Origin of the sequence: Paraburkholderia bannensis, assembly GCF_014200455.1 — a bacterium.
In the GTDB taxonomy this organism is placed as follows: domain Bacteria; phylum Pseudomonadota; class Gammaproteobacteria; order Burkholderiales; family Burkholderiaceae; genus Paraburkholderia; species Paraburkholderia bannensis_A.
In genome coordinates, this window is record NZ_JACHBW010000011.1 from 158,787 (window position 1) to 173,777 (window position 14,991).

Sequence of the window (14,991 nt, forward strand, 5' to 3'; positions counted from 1 at the left end):
ATCGAAGCGTGAATGCACTTTTGCTCACCGCTATTCGGACGGTGACAGCTCGGCGCTCAAGCGCCCGATAAACGACTGCAGCAGCGGCGGCAAGGCGCGCCGCGCGAGCGTCTGGATTTCGACGGCGCGTTCGCTGGTCGCGAGTTCCGGCACCGGCAGCGCAACCAGTTCGCCGGCGGCCAGGCGCGGGCGCACGAACAGTTCGCCGCTGAAGGTCACCGCGTCGCTTGCAAGCGTAAAACCCAGCAGCGTTTCCAGTGTGGCGCTGCTCAGCACGCTCTTGCAGGCCACGCCTTCACGGCTGCAATAGATGTCGATCAGCTTGTAAAGCGTCGAATGCACGCCCGGCAAGGCGAGCGGAAACGCCAGCAATTCACGGAACGAGACCTGCGCCGAGCGCGCAAGCGGATGGCTCGACGCGACGATCGCGAAGATGGGCGAAGGCGCAGAAAACGCCGTATGGATATCTTTTTCGGGCCCGAAGCTGAACGTGAGGCCGATATCACATTCGGCCTCGCGCACGCGCTGCGTCACGCCCGCTGCCGTATCCACCACCACCTCGAACGATGCGGGCGCAACGGTCCGGCGAAACTCCGCCATCGCGCGCGGCAAAAAGGTGGCGGCGAATCCTTCCGTGCAGGCAATGCCGATCGTGCGTTCGGCTTCGCCGCGCAGCGCGTCGATTTCCAGCGAGATCTGTTCGGCGTCGAGCTGGGAGCGGCGCGCATAGGCCGCAAGCATTTCGCCCGCTTTACTGGGCACCATGCCGCGCGATTGCCGCACGAACAGCGGCGTGCCGAGTTCGCTCTCCAGCCGCGCAATCTGCCGGCTTACCGCCGATGGCACCACATTCAGACGACTGGCGGCATCGGCGACGGAACCGGTGTTGACCACTTCGAGGAAGTAACGGACGGCGGCTTCCTGAAGAATACGGGCGCTCATGATGGGTCGATGGGAAGACGCGTAATGTTCCATCATAGCGCCTGTTCAACGAAGCAAGCGCTCAGGCTTTGCGCGGCGCGGGCAGTCGGGGATCCGCTGAATCCGCGGAATCCGCTGTATCGGCTTGCGGTACGAGACGGATCGACAGACTCGTCAAGAGCGCGAACACCGTCGCCACGATCAGGAAGCCAAACACCGCGTTGTAATTGCCCGTCACCGATACCAGCACACCGATGACTGCAGGCGCAACAAATCCCGCCACCTGACCGCCGAAGTTGACCATCCCCGCCCCCGTGCCGATGAGTTTTTGCGGCAGGAATTTCGCCGGCAGCGCAAACACCCCTGCAAACACGAAGGATTTGAAAAAGTACACGATCGACTGACAGGCGATGACGCCGGTGACCGTTTGCGCCGTGTACATCTCGTAGAGGAAGAAGCCCGAAATCGCGCAGCACGCCGCCATCAGCCATTTCTCGCGCCCATCGAACCAGCGCGTGAGAATCCAGCCACCCAGCGCGGTCGAGATGCTCGCCGCGACGAAGGGCAACGGCGTAAGCATGCCGACGGCCTTGAGGTCGAGATGACGTTCGGTGAGCAGATACGCGGGCATCCACGCGTCGAGGCCTTTATTGACGATACCCATGCCGAACCAGGTCAGCAGGATCTTCCACATGAGCGGCATCTTGAGCAGCGCGCGCGTGGCCGCGCCGTCGATGCGCGAGGAGCGGCCGGTCGATTCGCGCGTCTGGTGCGTGTCTTTTACCGCGAACAGATAGAACAGGGCGAACACGAGACCCGCGCACCCCGCCACCACGAATGCATGCCGCCAGCCCAGCAGCAGGATTAGCGGCGCAATCGCAAGCGGCGCAATAAAGCTGCCGACATAATTCGAGGACATCAGCAGCGCGGTCATTTTCGGACGATCCGCACGCGCCACCGATTCGGTCACGCCCTTGACCGCCGCGCCCGGATAGCCGCCCTCGCCGAGACCGAAGATAAAACGGATCGCGATCAGCGAGACGAGCGACCACGCCAGCCCCGTCATCAGCGTAAACACGGACCAGAACGCCACCGAAACGACGATCACCTTCTTGCTGCCCCAGCGGTCCGCGAGCCAGCCGCCCGGAATCTGCATGGCGGCATAGCTGATATAGAACGTGCTCATGACGACGCCAAGCGCCGCGGAGCCCACGTGGAATTCCTTGCCGATCGCCACGAGCGAGAGCGCAATCGCCGAGCGATCGATATACGAAATGCAGTAGCCGAAATAGAGCAGCGCGAAAACCGCGAAGCTGGCGCGCCTGCTTTTATTGGGGTCGATCATGCTGAGCACCTGCCGAGAGAGTAAAGACCGGGCCCGCGTCGGCTATGCCGGGCGCTCCCACTGCGACTAGTCGGTTTGATCCTAAGTAGCCACAAAAGGGGCGACAAGTGACATATTCCGATGCCAGCGTTCGCGAAAAGTCATCGGAAGCGCTCGCGCACGCACGTCGGCAACGGCAGCATGACGCTAGCCACGGGCTCGCATGCTGGCAGATAATTGGAAGCTCTCTCTCCCCTTGCTCGCCATCACATCGAACGATCATGAAATCGCTTTTGCCCAAACTGATTGCGCTGACCCTTGCCGCCAGCACCGCGCTTGCGGCCAATGCCTATGGCGAAGAACTTCACGTCATGACCTCCGGCGGCTTCACGGCAGCCTACAAACTGCTCGGCCCAAGATTCGCGGCAAGCACGGGCAACACGCTCGACACGACGCTCGGGCCGTCCATGGGCAAATCGCCCGAGGCCATTCCCCAACGGCTCGCGCGCGGCGAGTCGGCGGACGTGGTGATCATGGTCGGCTACGCGCTCGACGATCTGATCAAGCAGGGTAAGGTGCGAGCGGATTCGCGCGTCGAACTCGCGGATTCGCGCATCGGCATGGTGGTGCGCGAAGGCGCGCCGAAGCCCGATATCGGCAGCGTCGATGCGCTCAGGCAAACGCTGCTGCACGCCAAGTCGATTGCGTATTCGGATAGCGCGAGCGGCGTCTATATCGAACGCGAGTTGTTCGAGCGGCTGGGGGTCGAGGATCAGGTGAAGCCGAAAGCGAAGATGGTGCCGCGCATTCCGGTTGCCTCGGTGGTGGCGAATGGCGAATACGAAATTGGCTTTCAGCAGGTCAGCGAATTGCTGCCGGTGAAGGGCGCGACCTTCGTCGGCAAGATTCCCGAGTCGGTCCAGTCGGTCACGCGGTATGCCGCCGGTATTCCGGTCGAGGCGAAGCATCCCGCAGAAGCCAAAGCGCTGCTGGACTACATGGCTTCTCCGGGTGCTCAAGCCGTTGTGCAGTCGACGGGCCTCGATTCCGTTCCGGCCCACTGAACGCAAACGCGCGCCGCCACTCGCGCCTCAATGGGCAGGCGCGAGCGGTTCGCGCAATTCCAGCGCAATATCCAGGTCAATCTCATCGCAATTCGGCTGTGTGCCGCCGCGATCGATGACAAGAAAATCGCTCACGCGATCGAAGGCCAGCAAGGGATGGTGCCAGACGCCCTTCGCATAGTTGACACCCTGCGTGCCGTCCACCCAGAACGCGCGCAGGCGCGCCGGGTCGAATTCACCCGCGGGCGCGACCACCACGGCATAGCGCGCGCTGCCTAGCGGCACGAAGGCCTGGCTGCCATAGGGATGGCGCTCCATCATCGCAATCGGCACGGGCCACGTGCGCGGTTGCGCACGAAACACGCTGACGAGCGGCTTGCCGCCCGCCTCGCACACGTCGAGGGTCGCGAGGTCGTGAAAGCGCTCGGTCGTGCCGCCGTTGATCGGAAAATGGCGCGCACCGTCAAGTTCGATCACGTCGCCGAACGGCGCGAACGCTTCGCGCGTGAGCGGCTCCAGCGTCAGGCAAGCCGTGCTTAACGTGGTATCCATCGCCATCCTCCGTTCAGGCGAGTTCGCCCCACAGGCGCAGGCGCGAGACGCCGCCGTCCGGATAGATATTGAAGCGCACATGCGTGACCGGTCCCAGCGCCGCAAGACCGCTTTCGAAGAGGTGCTGCTTGTCCATCTCCAGCTTCTGTTCGCCGAGCAGCGTGGGCCAGAACATCGCCTGCGTGACGAGCGAATCGTCGGTGCCGCCCGTCACGGTCGCGGCCTGCAGCGAGCAGCGATCGGGATAATTGCCCTTGAAGTGCGCCGTATCCACTTCGATCTTGTGAATGATGCCGGGACGCGCAAGCGCCACGATGGCCCAGTCGTTGCCCGGCTCGCGGCGGCGACGCGTTTCCCAGCCGTCGCCCATGTTGACGCCACGGCCCGGCATCAGCAGCGTCGACGCCATGCCGAAGTGCTGATTGTTAGCCGCCACCAGGTATGCGCCGTTTTCGACCGCCGCGAGATCGACGAGACTGCCCTTCTCCACGCGGCTCCAGTCGCGTTTGGGCTGGCCATAGACGCGCAGGCGCGCGAGGCCGCCATCCGGATAGAGATTCACGCGCAGATGGGTGAAGGCGCGCGTGTCGCTCACTTCGATGTAATGGTGCTGGTTGCCTTGCAAGGTCGTTGCGGGAACAACGGTTTGCCAGTCGGCGCTTTCGGGCGGTACATCGTCGCCAGCCGTATCGGCATAGCAGGCCTCGATGGAGGCGGCCGGCGGAAAGTTGCCGGTGAAGTGGCTCGTATCGAGATCGACGCCGTAAATCACGCCCGGACGCGCCAGACGCACGATGCAGAAGTCGTGGCCCGTGGTGCGCTTGCGGCGCGTTTCCCAGCCGTCCATCCATTTGCCGTGATCGTCGTATTTGCCGGGAATAAAGACAGCGGCCTGCGGCTCCAGCATGCGTTCCTTGGGCGCGAAAAACTCGTCGCTTGCGAGCAGTGCCTGCGCGCCCAGACGCGAATCCGCGAGATTCATATAGCGGCGCGTGAAGGCCGGTGCATGGGGATCGAGTGTCGGAATAGCCATGATGGTCGAGTGCGAAGAGAGATGTTCAGGGGTTCGAATCAAGCGTGAGCGGGATTGCCGCCGAGCACGCCGTCGTGTGCGGCGGCATCGTCGCCGCCCGCCACGTAGAGATAACCTTCCTCGAAATTGAGCACCCGCTCGGCGCGCGCCTTATCGATATCGCGCTCCCATACCGCGACCACCATCGTGGCGACGCAGTTGCCGATCAGGTTGGTGATGGCGCGAGCGATGCCAACGAACCAGTCCACCGGCAGGATCAGCACGAGGCCCAGCACCGGGATCGCGGGAATCGCGGAGAGCGTGGCGGCAAGAATCACGATGGCCGAGCCGGGAATGCCGTGCGCGCCCTTCGAGGTCACGAGCGACACCAGCACCACGACAATCAGGTCATGCAGCGAGAGCGGCGTGTTGGTCGCCTGGGCGATAAAGATCACGGCCAGCGTGAGGTAGATCGAAAAGCCGTCCAGATTGAACGAATAGCCGGTGGGAATGACGAGGCCCACGGTGGAGTCCTTCACGCCCATGAATTCGAGCTTGCGCATCACCTGCGGCAGCACCGCGTCCGACGATGCCGTGCCCAGCACGATCGACAGTTCCTCGCGCAGGTAGCGGATCAGCTTGAAAATGTTGAAGCCCGCGAGGCGCATCACCACGCCCAGCACCACCGCGACGAACACGATGCAGCTGGCGTAGAACACGAACACCAGCAGGCCGAGTTGCTTGAGCGAGGCCACGCCATAGGTACCGGTCGTGAAGGCAATCGCACCCAGCACGCCGAACGGCGCGAGCTTGATGATGAAGCCCATGATGCGGAAGAACACCTGCGCGAGTTCGTCGATGATGCTGTTCACGCGCTGCGCCTTGGGACCGAGCAGCGAAAGCGCGCTGCCAAACAGCACGGAGAACACGAGGATCTGCAGGATATCGCCCTTCGCGAAGGCGTCGAATGCCGTATCGGGAATGATCTTCAGCAAAAATGCTGCGGTATCCTTAAGGCTTTTTGCATTTTCGGTGTACGTCGTCAGCGATTGCGCGTCGAGCGAATGCAGATTCACGTTCATGCCCGCGCCCGGTCGCGTCACATACGCGAGCACCGCGCCGATCACCAGCGCGATCGTCGTCATCGCCTCGAAGTAAATCACCGATTTAAGGCCCACCCGCCCGACCTTCCTGAGATCGCCCGCGTGCGCCATGCCGCTCACGACCACGCAAAACACAATCGGCCCGATCACCATCTTGATGAGCTTGATAAAGCCATCGCCGAGCGGTCTAAGCGACTGGGCGAAATGGGGGAAGATCGCCCCGACGGCAATACCGACGACGAGCGCTATCACCACCCGGCCAAACAGCGAATTGAAGAACTTCGTCACGACTTTCTCCTTTGTCGATGGGACGCGGCGTTAGAGCGCCTTGCCCCGTCCCATGCAAAGCCGCAGGGAGTGGCCAACTGTTCCGACTGGTCTGACCAGTTTTGTTATAGCGGATAGTAGGAAGCCGATATAGTGGAGTCAAGGCGTCAAAAAAAAGTGTTTACCCTCGCCGGGGTGGGCAACATGAGACGGACGGCGCATGCACCGTCTTGAGGCGGACTACAATACCGGTCAGACCACGCGAGCGCCCGCTAACCAATGAACAACGTTCCGCACACCGTCACCGACGCCGCCATCGCCACGATCCGCGCACGGATTGAAGACGGCCTGTATCCGGTCGGCAGCCTCTTGCCGGCCCAGCGCCAGCTTTCCGAGGAACTGGAGATCAGCCGCGCGTCGCTGCGCGAAGCCTTGTCGACGCTCGAAGCGCTCGGCATGTTGACGATCCGCGCGGGCAAAGGCGTGTACGTGACGAGCGCCCAGGCCGCCAGCGCGCATCCGTGGCGATTCGCCGACCAGACTTCGTTGCCCGATACCTACCAGATGCGCTACGCGCTCGAAGGCTTTGCCGCACGCATGGCCGCGCTGGCGATTGGCGACGCCGACCTCGCCTGGTTCGAAGCGAATGTGGAGGCCTTGCACACGGCGCTCAGCCATGACGAGCTCGACGAAGCCTCACAGCTCGACTTCGATTTCCATATGCGTATCGTGACGCTCGCGGGCAACGCGGCGATTGAATCGATCCTGCGCAGCAGCGCAGACATCATGAAGGAAAGCCAACGCATGCCGTTCTATCGGCGTGAGCTGGTTTTATCGACTTATCGGGAGCACAGCGCCATTGTGGCGGCGCTCAGGACGCGCGATCCGGCGATCGCGGGCGAGGCGATCGAGGCGCATATTACGGCGGCCGCGCAGCGCGCGGGCGTGCATTTTCCGGTGCCGGGGCGCGCGGTGGTGGATCAGGTCTGAGGGGTTGCGGTTATCACGCGCTGAGCGTGACGCTCGACCACAGACGTCCGGTAGCGGGTTCAACCAGCGTGAGTTTGCCGCCGGGGCTGCATGCGCCGGTATCGATATACCTATGCGCGCCAATCTGGCGGACTTCGCGCATCGTCGTGTGGCCGCAATACGTGATCGACAGATCCTGCCGCGACGGCGCGACGCTAAAGGCCAGATCGCGGCCCCACAACATGCGCCGACGCACTGTGGCTTCGAAATTGCCTGCGGAGAGTTGTTCGTCGTTGCCGCGAAACTCGGCGTGCAAGACGTTGAAGCGCTGCGGGCCTTCGCCCACGATGCGCACGAGCGGCAGATTGCGCAGCCTCGCGGCGTAACCGGCGAGTTCGCCGTCGGACAACGCTTGCGCCCATTCGCCACCCAACTCGTACCAGCGATGGCGCGGCAAGCGTCCATCCACGACCGCGCACAACGCTTCTTCGTGATTGCCGAGCACCGGATAAAACCAGTCGTTTTCCAGCAAGCCCAACGCGCGTTCGCTTTGTTCGCCGCGATCGATCAGGTCGCCGACGGAAAACATGCGATCGCGTTGCGTATCGAAATCGATTTCAGCGAGCAATTGTTCGAACGCCGTCATGCAGCCATGAATATCGCCGACCACGAAATCGCGGCCGCGCGCGTTAGCCTCGTGATGCACGACCTCGGATTCGCACGAATCCTCGTACGCTGCGCGTGCGCGCGCCACCCCTTGCTGCAGGGCATGCATGCCGCGCAAGCCGAGGCGCTTCAGGAGTGGCTGATGATGACTGTTCGGGCCCATTCTCGTCTCTCGTCGACAATCGGACCATCATATTTCAGCCGCCGCCCGAAAATGAGGGCGAACTTGTTATATGTGTAACCAGTGGTAAGGACGTGCAAGCAATTGGCTTACGGACACCATGCGTCTGCATTTCAACGCTGGCGCTGCATGGTTGAACGACAATCAACCTCCACCATGCAGCGCTATCGCAGCGCCCTCGCAACGTTTGCGTCAAGACCTCATTCCACGCCGATTTCCCGTTCGGCCAGGCTCAAACGCTGTTCGCGTTCACGCGAAGATTGCGCAATCGGCGGACCGGCAAAGCGGTTGCGCACGCCGCCCAGATACCAGATCGCCAGCAGCACGACCAGCAGCCCGCCGATCAGATACAGGACTTTTTCGTTCGGCGGCTGGATGCCCACATAAGCGAGAATCAGCGCGCCCACAACGGCCGCAATCGCGAACGGCTTCGACAGCTTGCCCAACTGGAACGGCCCTTTTTCCGTCCACGTGCGGCCTTCCGCAAAGATGCCCGCGGCGATCGGCATGGCGTACGAGACGAACAGAAAAACCGCGCTGCCGGCGCTGAGCACCGTGAAGGCGTCGCCATAAAGCGTCGCGGCAATGGCGAGTACAGCCGACGTCCAGATTGCCGCGCCCGGCGTGCGATGAGCCGGGTTGACCTTGCGAAGCCACTTCGATCCCGGCAGACCGCCATCGCGTGCGAAGGCAAACATCATGCGTGAGGTCGACGTGACCGCTGCCAGCCCACACGCGTAGTTGATGAAGAACATCAGCAGTTCGATGACAATGCGTAACGGCGTGGGAATCGGCGCGAGAATCGCCTCGAAAAATCCCGTACCCTGCTTGACCGCGGCACCCAGATCCGGCATCACCAGCACGAACGCACAAACCATCACATAACCGAACGTCGTCGACCAGAAAACCGAACCAACGATGCCGCGCGGCACATTGCGCGCTGCCTGATGAGTTTCCTCCGAGGTGTGCGCGGACGCGTCGAAACCGGTAATCGTGTACGCGGTCAACAGCAGGCCGGAAAGAAACGCCATCGCCATGGTCTGTTTGGGCCATGCGCCGCCGTCGGTGCCGGTAAAGTTTGTGAACGTGTAGAGACGCGAAAGATCGATCTTGACCGGCGAATATGCGAGCAACGAGACCACCAGCACTACCGTGACGACGAAAATCAGATAGCCGGACAGATCGGTGATCTTGCTGGTGATGCGAATGCCGCGATGATTCAGAAACGCCTGGGATGCCGTAATGAGCGTGAGAAATATCGTCTGATCCCACCAGCCGAGCGACTCGGGTTTAACGCCGAACATAGGCGCAATCAGCGTGCGAAAGAACGGATCGTACGTACCGTAATTGATCGCCGCGACCACGAAGACCAGGCCTAGCAGATTCAGCCAGGCGGTGAGCCAGCCCCACGTTTTGCCGCCCAGAATCGAGCCCCAGTGATAGAGACCGCCTGCGGTCGGATATGACGATGCGATCTGTGCCATCGCCGCGGCTACCACCAGCGCAAACAGCGAACCGAGCGGCCAGCCCAGCCCGATCGATGCGCCGCCCGCCGCGGAGAAACCCATCTGGAAGGATGTAATGCCGCCAGACAAAATGCAGATTAGCGAAAACGACACTGCAAAGTTGGAGAATGCGCCCATACGGCGCGAGAGCTCCTGGGCGTAGCCCATTTTGTGCAATAGTGAGACATCCTGGTCGGCATGCCCGGATTGCCCAGCCGCTGGTTCGAGTGTATTCGCGTCCATTTGACGTTCCTTCAAGCGAGGTAGTTGAAGCGTCGAACTCGTTATCCTTATCCTAAGGATTCCGTATCACGCAGCCGTAAAGCAATTGTCGACGTAGAGATGTGCGCCGTTGACAAAACTTGCATCGTCGCTGGCGAGGAACAAGGCGGCCTGCGCCACCTCTTCCGGCTTGCATAAGCGGCCCTGTTGCAGCGATAGCGCCGCTTCGCTGGCATCGAAGCCGTACTGGGCGAGCGCACTGATTTCACGTTGCCCGTGAGGCGTGTTGATAAAGCCTGGGCACACGGCGTTGCAGCGTATGCCGCGATCGCGATACTCCACGGCAATCGCGCGCGCGAACATTGCACAGGCGCCCTTGGTCGTGCAATAGAGCACTTCCAGCGGCGTGGCTGCGACCGATGAAATCGACGCCGTGCACACGATCGAGCCGTGGCCCGCTGCGAGCATATGCGGCAGCACCGCTCGCGTCATCATGAACATGCTCTTCACGTTGACATTCATGAGCCAGTCGTATTCTTCGTCGCTGGTGTCCAGAAACGGCTTCACCACGATGCTGCCGGCGTGATTGAACAAGGTATCGATACGGCCGAACTTCGCGATGATGCCTGCCACCGCGTCTTCCACCGCCGAGCGTTGCGAGACGTCCGCGACGAACAGTTCGGCCACGCCGCCTTGCGCGCGGATACGCGCGACGATCTCCTCGCCAGCGCCGCGATTGACGTCCACGACGGCCACCCGAGCACCTTCGCGGGCAAACAGCAACGACGACGCGCCGCCTGCCCCCGTCGCGCCGCCCGATACGATCGCGACCTTGCCTTCCAGCTTTCCTGCCTTTTCACTCATCTCTGGCTCCTGTGCGTTCCCACCGTATGCCCAAGTTAGGTGCGCCAAAAAAGGGCAACTATCCAAATTTGGCAAAAAAATAAAATTGCCGTAAAAATCAGGAATCGCGAAGATAGCGAGCAGCAGTGTTGCGATGCACGAACGCGAGGCGCACGGTCCAATCGCGCTTTCAAGGTTTTCCAGGGAGACTTAATGGAAGCGGGCCACTGGCCACACGAGGCCATCCAGTTTCGAAGTTGCCGCAGCGTCGACGAACAGGCGGCGCTGCTCGACACATGGAACCAGAGCTATTGCCAGCTCTCTCGCGGCCCTTTCGACGGCTCGGTGACTTCATTCATGGCGGGCGCGGTGAAGGTGCTGGTGGAGAAGCTCAATCGCAGCGTCTACCAGCGTGGCCATGTCGATACACGCAAGTTTGCAGTGGGCATTCCCTTCCATCTTGAAGGGCATTCGCTGCTGTCGGGCCAAACCAGCCATCTCGACGCGCTGCATGTTTTTTCGGGCAAAGACGGCTTCGAATTCCTCTCGCCGGATCAGCACGTCTTCGTCAACCTCGAAATCGAACCCGCAGCCGTCGCGGACCCGATCACGCGCGCGCAACTGGAATCGATCGTTGCACGCATCGGCGCGCGATCGGGCGTGGTGAATATCGCGCCCACGCAACTGGAGCCGTTTCGCGAGGTGTTGAGAATCCTGCTCGATCACGTGGCTGGCGCGCCACACGTGCTTGGCGATCGCGCGAGTGTCGTGTCGTTCGAAAAGTCCATCGTTTATGGGCTGAACGAAGCGCTCGCCGACTTTGCGCATGTCCCGCAGCCCGAGCGCGGCGAAGCGCGCATCGCGAGAAACTGGCAACTGGTGCGCAGCGTGCGGGACATCGTCGAAGGGTCGCCCGATTGTCCGCTTTCCGTCGCCGAGCTGTGTGCCCGCATGCACGCGAGCCGCCGCACCTTGCAATATGCTTTCGAAGAAACGACGGGCATCAGCCCATTGGCCTATATGCGTGCCATCCGGCTTGCGCGAGTTCGCCGGGATCTCCTACACGCCGCGACCGTTACCGAGGTCGCGACGCGCTGGGGTTTCTGGCATTTCGGCAATTTCGCCAGTGAATATCGCGAGCAATTTGGCGAGTTGCCGAGTGAAACGTGGCGCAGGTATCGGGCCTAGTATTGCTGGCGCACCCAGTCAGTCAATGAAGATCACCTGGGCGCAGCGTTGTGGTCGCCCCCCATTGACACCTTTATTGGTGGGGGTACCATGAAATCGCCGCTATAAAAGCGCTGCGCTTACCTGAGGCCTCCTCAGCGCGCTTGAGTCGGCAAACCTACAAACAGTCTGACGCTCATACGCTTCATACCGTGCGCCTTAGATCATGAAATTTCGTGGCCCCTTGATACAGTACGATCGAGGACATGGCGGGTTTCTCGCCATGCGCAGTGCCATTTCTTCAGGTTCGTGCATTTCCGCGCGGCCTTGCAGTTATTTCTCGATCGACACTGTCATTTCGATTCGCTCCGTGCGCCGCCATAACTCGGCCATGACGTGCGATGTCATCGGCGTTCGCAAGGATGAAATCGCCTCCTTGCTGCCCAAGCCCTAGCCTGCTTCTTTCCCCTCGCGCATCACCTCGCGCCGCTTGAAGTCACGTCACGCCGGTCTCGACCGGCGAGCGGCATGCCCGCTGTCGTCCAGCGGCAACCAGGTACGCCTCGTCTGTTGCGACAGACGCCGGGCGCGGGGACGCGCATGCCGTCCCCGACCAACTCAATGGGAAGCAGGATGAAACTCCATCAGACCATGCAGCGCATCGCGCTCGTTTCGATTTTTTCCGCCCTCATGGCGCCAACCGCGCGCGCGCAGGACGACCAGGTCAACGTCTATAACTGGTCCGACTATATTGCGCACGACACCATCCCCAGCTTCGAGAAGCAGACGGGCATCAAGGTGCGCTACGACAGTTACGACAGCGACGACACCCTGCAGGCCAAGCTGCTCTCCGGCAGTTCCGGTTATGACGTGGTGGTGCCTTCGTCCGCGTATCTGGCCAGACAGATCGAAGCGGGTGTCTATCGAAAGCTCGACAAATCTCAATTGCCGAATCTCGCCAATCTCGACCCTCACCTCATGAAACTGGTGAGCGACGCCGACCCCGGCAATCAATATGGCGTGCCCTGGGCATGGGGCACGGATGGCATCGCATACAACACGCAGGAAGTGCAGAAGGCATTGGGCGGGGCGCTGCCGGCCGATTCGTGGGCGCTGGTGTTCGATCCCGAGAATCTATCGAAGCTCAAGAGTTGCGGCGTGTCGTTTCTCGATTCCGCATCCGATGTCTTTCCAGCCGTGCTGCAATACCTGCACCGCAACCCCAACAGCACGAATCCCGCCGACTATATGGCCGCGTATGAAGTCTTGAAGAAAGTGCGGCCCTACATCACGCAGTTCAATTCGTCGGGTTACATCAACGATCTTGCGAACAACGACATGTGCGTGGCCGTGGCGTATTCGGGCGATGCGGGAATCGCGCGCAGACGCGCGGTGGAAGCGAAGCGCAGCTACCAGATCCAGTTCGTGAATCCGCAGGAAGGCGGCCTCGTCTGGTTCGACATGATGGCCATTCCCAAAGACGCGCCGCACCCGGAAGCCGCACTCAAATGGATCAATTACATCGAAGATCCCAAAACGAGCGCGGCCATTACCAATGAAGTGTTCTATCCGACTGCGAACCGGGCGTCGCTGCCGCTGGTTCAGGCAGCGATAACGAAAGATCCTGCCACGTTCCCGTCCGACGAAGCGCTCGACAAGATGACGGTCATGCGCCCCCAACCACCCGCCATCATGCGCTTGCAGAACCGCTTGTGGGCGCAGCTTAAATCGGGTGTTTGAGCGGCCAGGCGTGTACTCTCGCGTACCTTCGCGCGCCTGGTTTTCGCCCGCGCGACGCCGCAATCACGTCGCGTTGGGCGGAATCAGCCGCGCCTTGGTCAAGCTATAGGCGATACTCGAAAATATCTGGTTCAGGCTTTGCGTGCTGCCCGCATTCGTGCAGGTGTCCGAAAAGAAATCGGATTGACTGGTCGCGATCGACTGCATGGTGCCGCAGGCCGTGAGCGCATCTGAACCGTCGCTGCAAGAGGGCGCGCTCGCGCCCTCCCCACCCAGGTAGGCCACGGCGTAGACGGTCGTACCGCTACCCTTGGCGGTGGACGCCGCGTTGATCGCGGCCTGGCACTCGCTGCCGTACACATAGCTCGATCCGCCGGATTTCCCATAGACATTGCCGAGCTGCGACGTGTCGGCCGTTGCGATGCCGTCGCTCAGCAGCACGATGGCGTTCTTGCCAGCCGGGCTCTGGCTCTGCGAGAAAGTCGTCAGCGCCGCATTGGCCGCGGTGATGGCCTGCGCGTAGAACGTGCCCAGCCCGCCTGGCGCGCTAATGCCGCCGCATTTGCTGGATGCGCCGCCCAGCGCTTGCACGACGCCCGAGCTCGTGCTCAACTGTCCGCCACTGAGATAGCCGCCGCCCAGCGGAGAAATCTGGTAGGTCGCGTTGGAACCAGAGGCGCCCACGGCCGAATAGCCGTTCTGGCCAGTCGAGACCACCGACGGCTCCGTCGACGAGCACGAAAAGCTATAACCCGAGGCAGACGGGCTGATCGGCGGGAACACCATCAGGCCAACATTGTCACCCGCAAGCGAAAGCCCGCTCAGCAGTTGTAGCGCACCGGCCTGGGCACAGGCCAGGCGGGTCAGCGGCACACCGCTCGAATTCTTGCAGTTGCTATCGGTTGTCGTAGCCATCGAGCGCGTGGTGTCCAGCACGATCATGACGTTGTACGGTACGGCGCCAAAGCCCGCGCCCGCCTTCGAGGTGGCGGAAATCGTCTTGCTGGTAATGCCGAACAGGCGCGCAAAGAACAGCGGCACGCTCGCCTGTTGTGTGACCTGGATGCCGTTGTAAGTCGATACGGCTTGGGAAGCCGGCAACGGCACGCTGCTCGCACTCAGCGAAAGGCCTTGAATCGTGGTGCTGGTGACCGTCACGCCATTGGGCAGCGTGTTGTTGCCTTGTCCAGCCGCGTAGGCCCTGGCGTCTGCAAAGGCGGTCGACGAGGCGCTTTTCCACAAATCCATCGCACCCGCCATCGCGGCGGCGTCGGTGCCCGCCTGCAGGCGGCGCTGGCTGAAAGCGATATAGCCGATATCGATCGACAGCGCGGCGAACCCCAGCAGTACGATCAATGACAACGCAACCATCACGGAAACCGCGCCGCGTTGCGCGTTACGCCGCGAATATCGGCCTGGCATTCTGTTCATGATGTCCCCCGGCATGAATGTGTT

Annotated in this window: 13 protein-coding genes; 4 read left to right on the forward strand and 9 right to left on the reverse strand. The window is 61.7% G+C overall.

All coding sequences use genetic code 11. From position 1 onward, the window contains the following. Nucleotides 1-30 precede the first annotated feature (30 nt). Together F4827_RS19555 and F4827_RS19560 are read right to left on the reverse strand one after the other, a co-directional pair. The gene (locus F4827_RS19555) at nt 31-942 is read right to left on the reverse strand and encodes a LysR family transcriptional regulator (RefSeq protein WP_233177903.1); all 912 of its coding nucleotides are present in this window, start codon (nt 940-942) and stop codon (nt 31-33) included. A 61-nt stretch (nt 943-1,003) separates the two neighbouring features. Next, nucleotides 1,004-2,266 carry an MFS transporter gene (locus F4827_RS19560; RefSeq protein WP_260175308.1) on the reverse strand — a complete coding sequence of 421 codons (1,263 nt, stop codon included), beginning with the start codon at nt 2,264-2,266 and terminating at the stop codon, nt 1,004-1,006. Between the two features lie 260 nt (nt 2,267-2,526). Here F4827_RS19560 and F4827_RS19565 point away from each other — a divergent pair, with 260 nt between their 5' ends. After that, nucleotides 2,527-3,309 (forward strand): substrate-binding domain-containing protein, encoded by a 783-nt coding sequence (locus tag F4827_RS19565; protein WP_183726114.1) that lies wholly within the window; start codon nt 2,527-2,529, stop codon nt 3,307-3,309. A gap of 27 nt (nt 3,310-3,336) precedes the next feature. Here the strand turns inward: F4827_RS19565 and F4827_RS19570 are convergent, their stop codons facing one another. Genes F4827_RS19570 through F4827_RS19580 form a run of 3 tightly spaced genes read right to left on the reverse strand, consistent with a single transcriptional unit; the run spans nt 3,337 to nt 6,264 of the window. Next, nucleotides 3,337-3,861, reverse strand: coding sequence for an ureidoglycolate lyase (locus tag F4827_RS19570; protein WP_183726116.1), 525 nt, complete (start codon nt 3,859-3,861; stop codon nt 3,337-3,339). A gap of 13 nt (nt 3,862-3,874) precedes the next feature. Then, on the reverse strand, nt 3,875-4,894 hold the full coding sequence (gene alc, locus F4827_RS19575) for an allantoicase (protein ID WP_183726118.1): 1,020 nt from the start codon (nt 4,892-4,894) through the stop codon (nt 3,875-3,877). Nucleotides 4,895-4,932: 38 nt separating this feature from the next. After that, nucleotides 4,933-6,264, reverse strand: coding sequence for a C4-dicarboxylate transporter DctA (locus F4827_RS19580; RefSeq protein ID WP_183726120.1), 1,332 nt, complete (start codon nt 6,262-6,264; stop codon nt 4,933-4,935). A gap of 258 nt (nt 6,265-6,522) precedes the next feature. On the opposite strand from F4827_RS19580, the gene F4827_RS19585 reads away from it, so the two are divergent. Then, nucleotides 6,523-7,233: a FadR/GntR family transcriptional regulator gene (locus tag F4827_RS19585; protein ID WP_183726122.1), complete on the forward strand. Its 711-nt coding sequence runs from the start codon at nt 6,523-6,525 to the stop codon at nt 7,231-7,233. Nucleotides 7,234-7,246: 13 nt separating this feature from the next. On the opposite strand, the gene F4827_RS19590 is transcribed toward F4827_RS19585, so the two are convergent. From F4827_RS19590 to F4827_RS19600, 3 genes are all read right to left on the reverse strand, one after another. Continuing rightward, nucleotides 7,247-8,041 (reverse strand): metallophosphoesterase, encoded by a 795-nt coding sequence (locus F4827_RS19590; RefSeq protein ID WP_260175309.1) that lies wholly within the window; start codon nt 8,039-8,041, stop codon nt 7,247-7,249. A 218-nt stretch (nt 8,042-8,259) separates the two neighbouring features. After that, entirely contained in the window at nt 8,260-9,807 is a 1,548-nt protein-coding gene (locus F4827_RS19595; protein WP_183726124.1) for an amino acid permease, read from the reverse strand. A 66-nt stretch (nt 9,808-9,873) separates the two neighbouring features. Continuing rightward, nucleotides 9,874-10,650 (reverse strand): SDR family NAD(P)-dependent oxidoreductase, encoded by a 777-nt coding sequence (locus F4827_RS19600; protein WP_183726126.1) that lies wholly within the window; start codon nt 10,648-10,650, stop codon nt 9,874-9,876. Between the two features lie 39 nt (nt 10,651-10,689). Here F4827_RS19600 and F4827_RS19605 point away from each other — a divergent pair, with 39 nt between their 5' ends. Next, nucleotides 10,690-11,817 (forward strand): helix-turn-helix domain-containing protein, encoded by a 1,128-nt coding sequence (locus F4827_RS19605; RefSeq protein WP_311673899.1) that lies wholly within the window; start codon nt 10,690-10,692, stop codon nt 11,815-11,817. Nucleotides 11,818-12,486: 669 nt separating this feature from the next. After that, nucleotides 12,487-13,536, forward strand: coding sequence for a polyamine ABC transporter substrate-binding protein (locus F4827_RS19610; protein WP_409258825.1), 1,050 nt, complete (start codon nt 12,487-12,489; stop codon nt 13,534-13,536). 63 nt (nt 13,537-13,599) lie between these two features. On the opposite strand, the gene F4827_RS19615 is transcribed toward F4827_RS19610, so the two are convergent. Continuing rightward, nucleotides 13,600-14,967 (reverse strand): VWA domain-containing protein, encoded by a 1,368-nt coding sequence (locus F4827_RS19615; RefSeq protein ID WP_183726130.1) that lies wholly within the window; start codon nt 14,965-14,967, stop codon nt 13,600-13,602. Between the last annotated feature and the right edge of the window lie 24 nt (nt 14,968-14,991).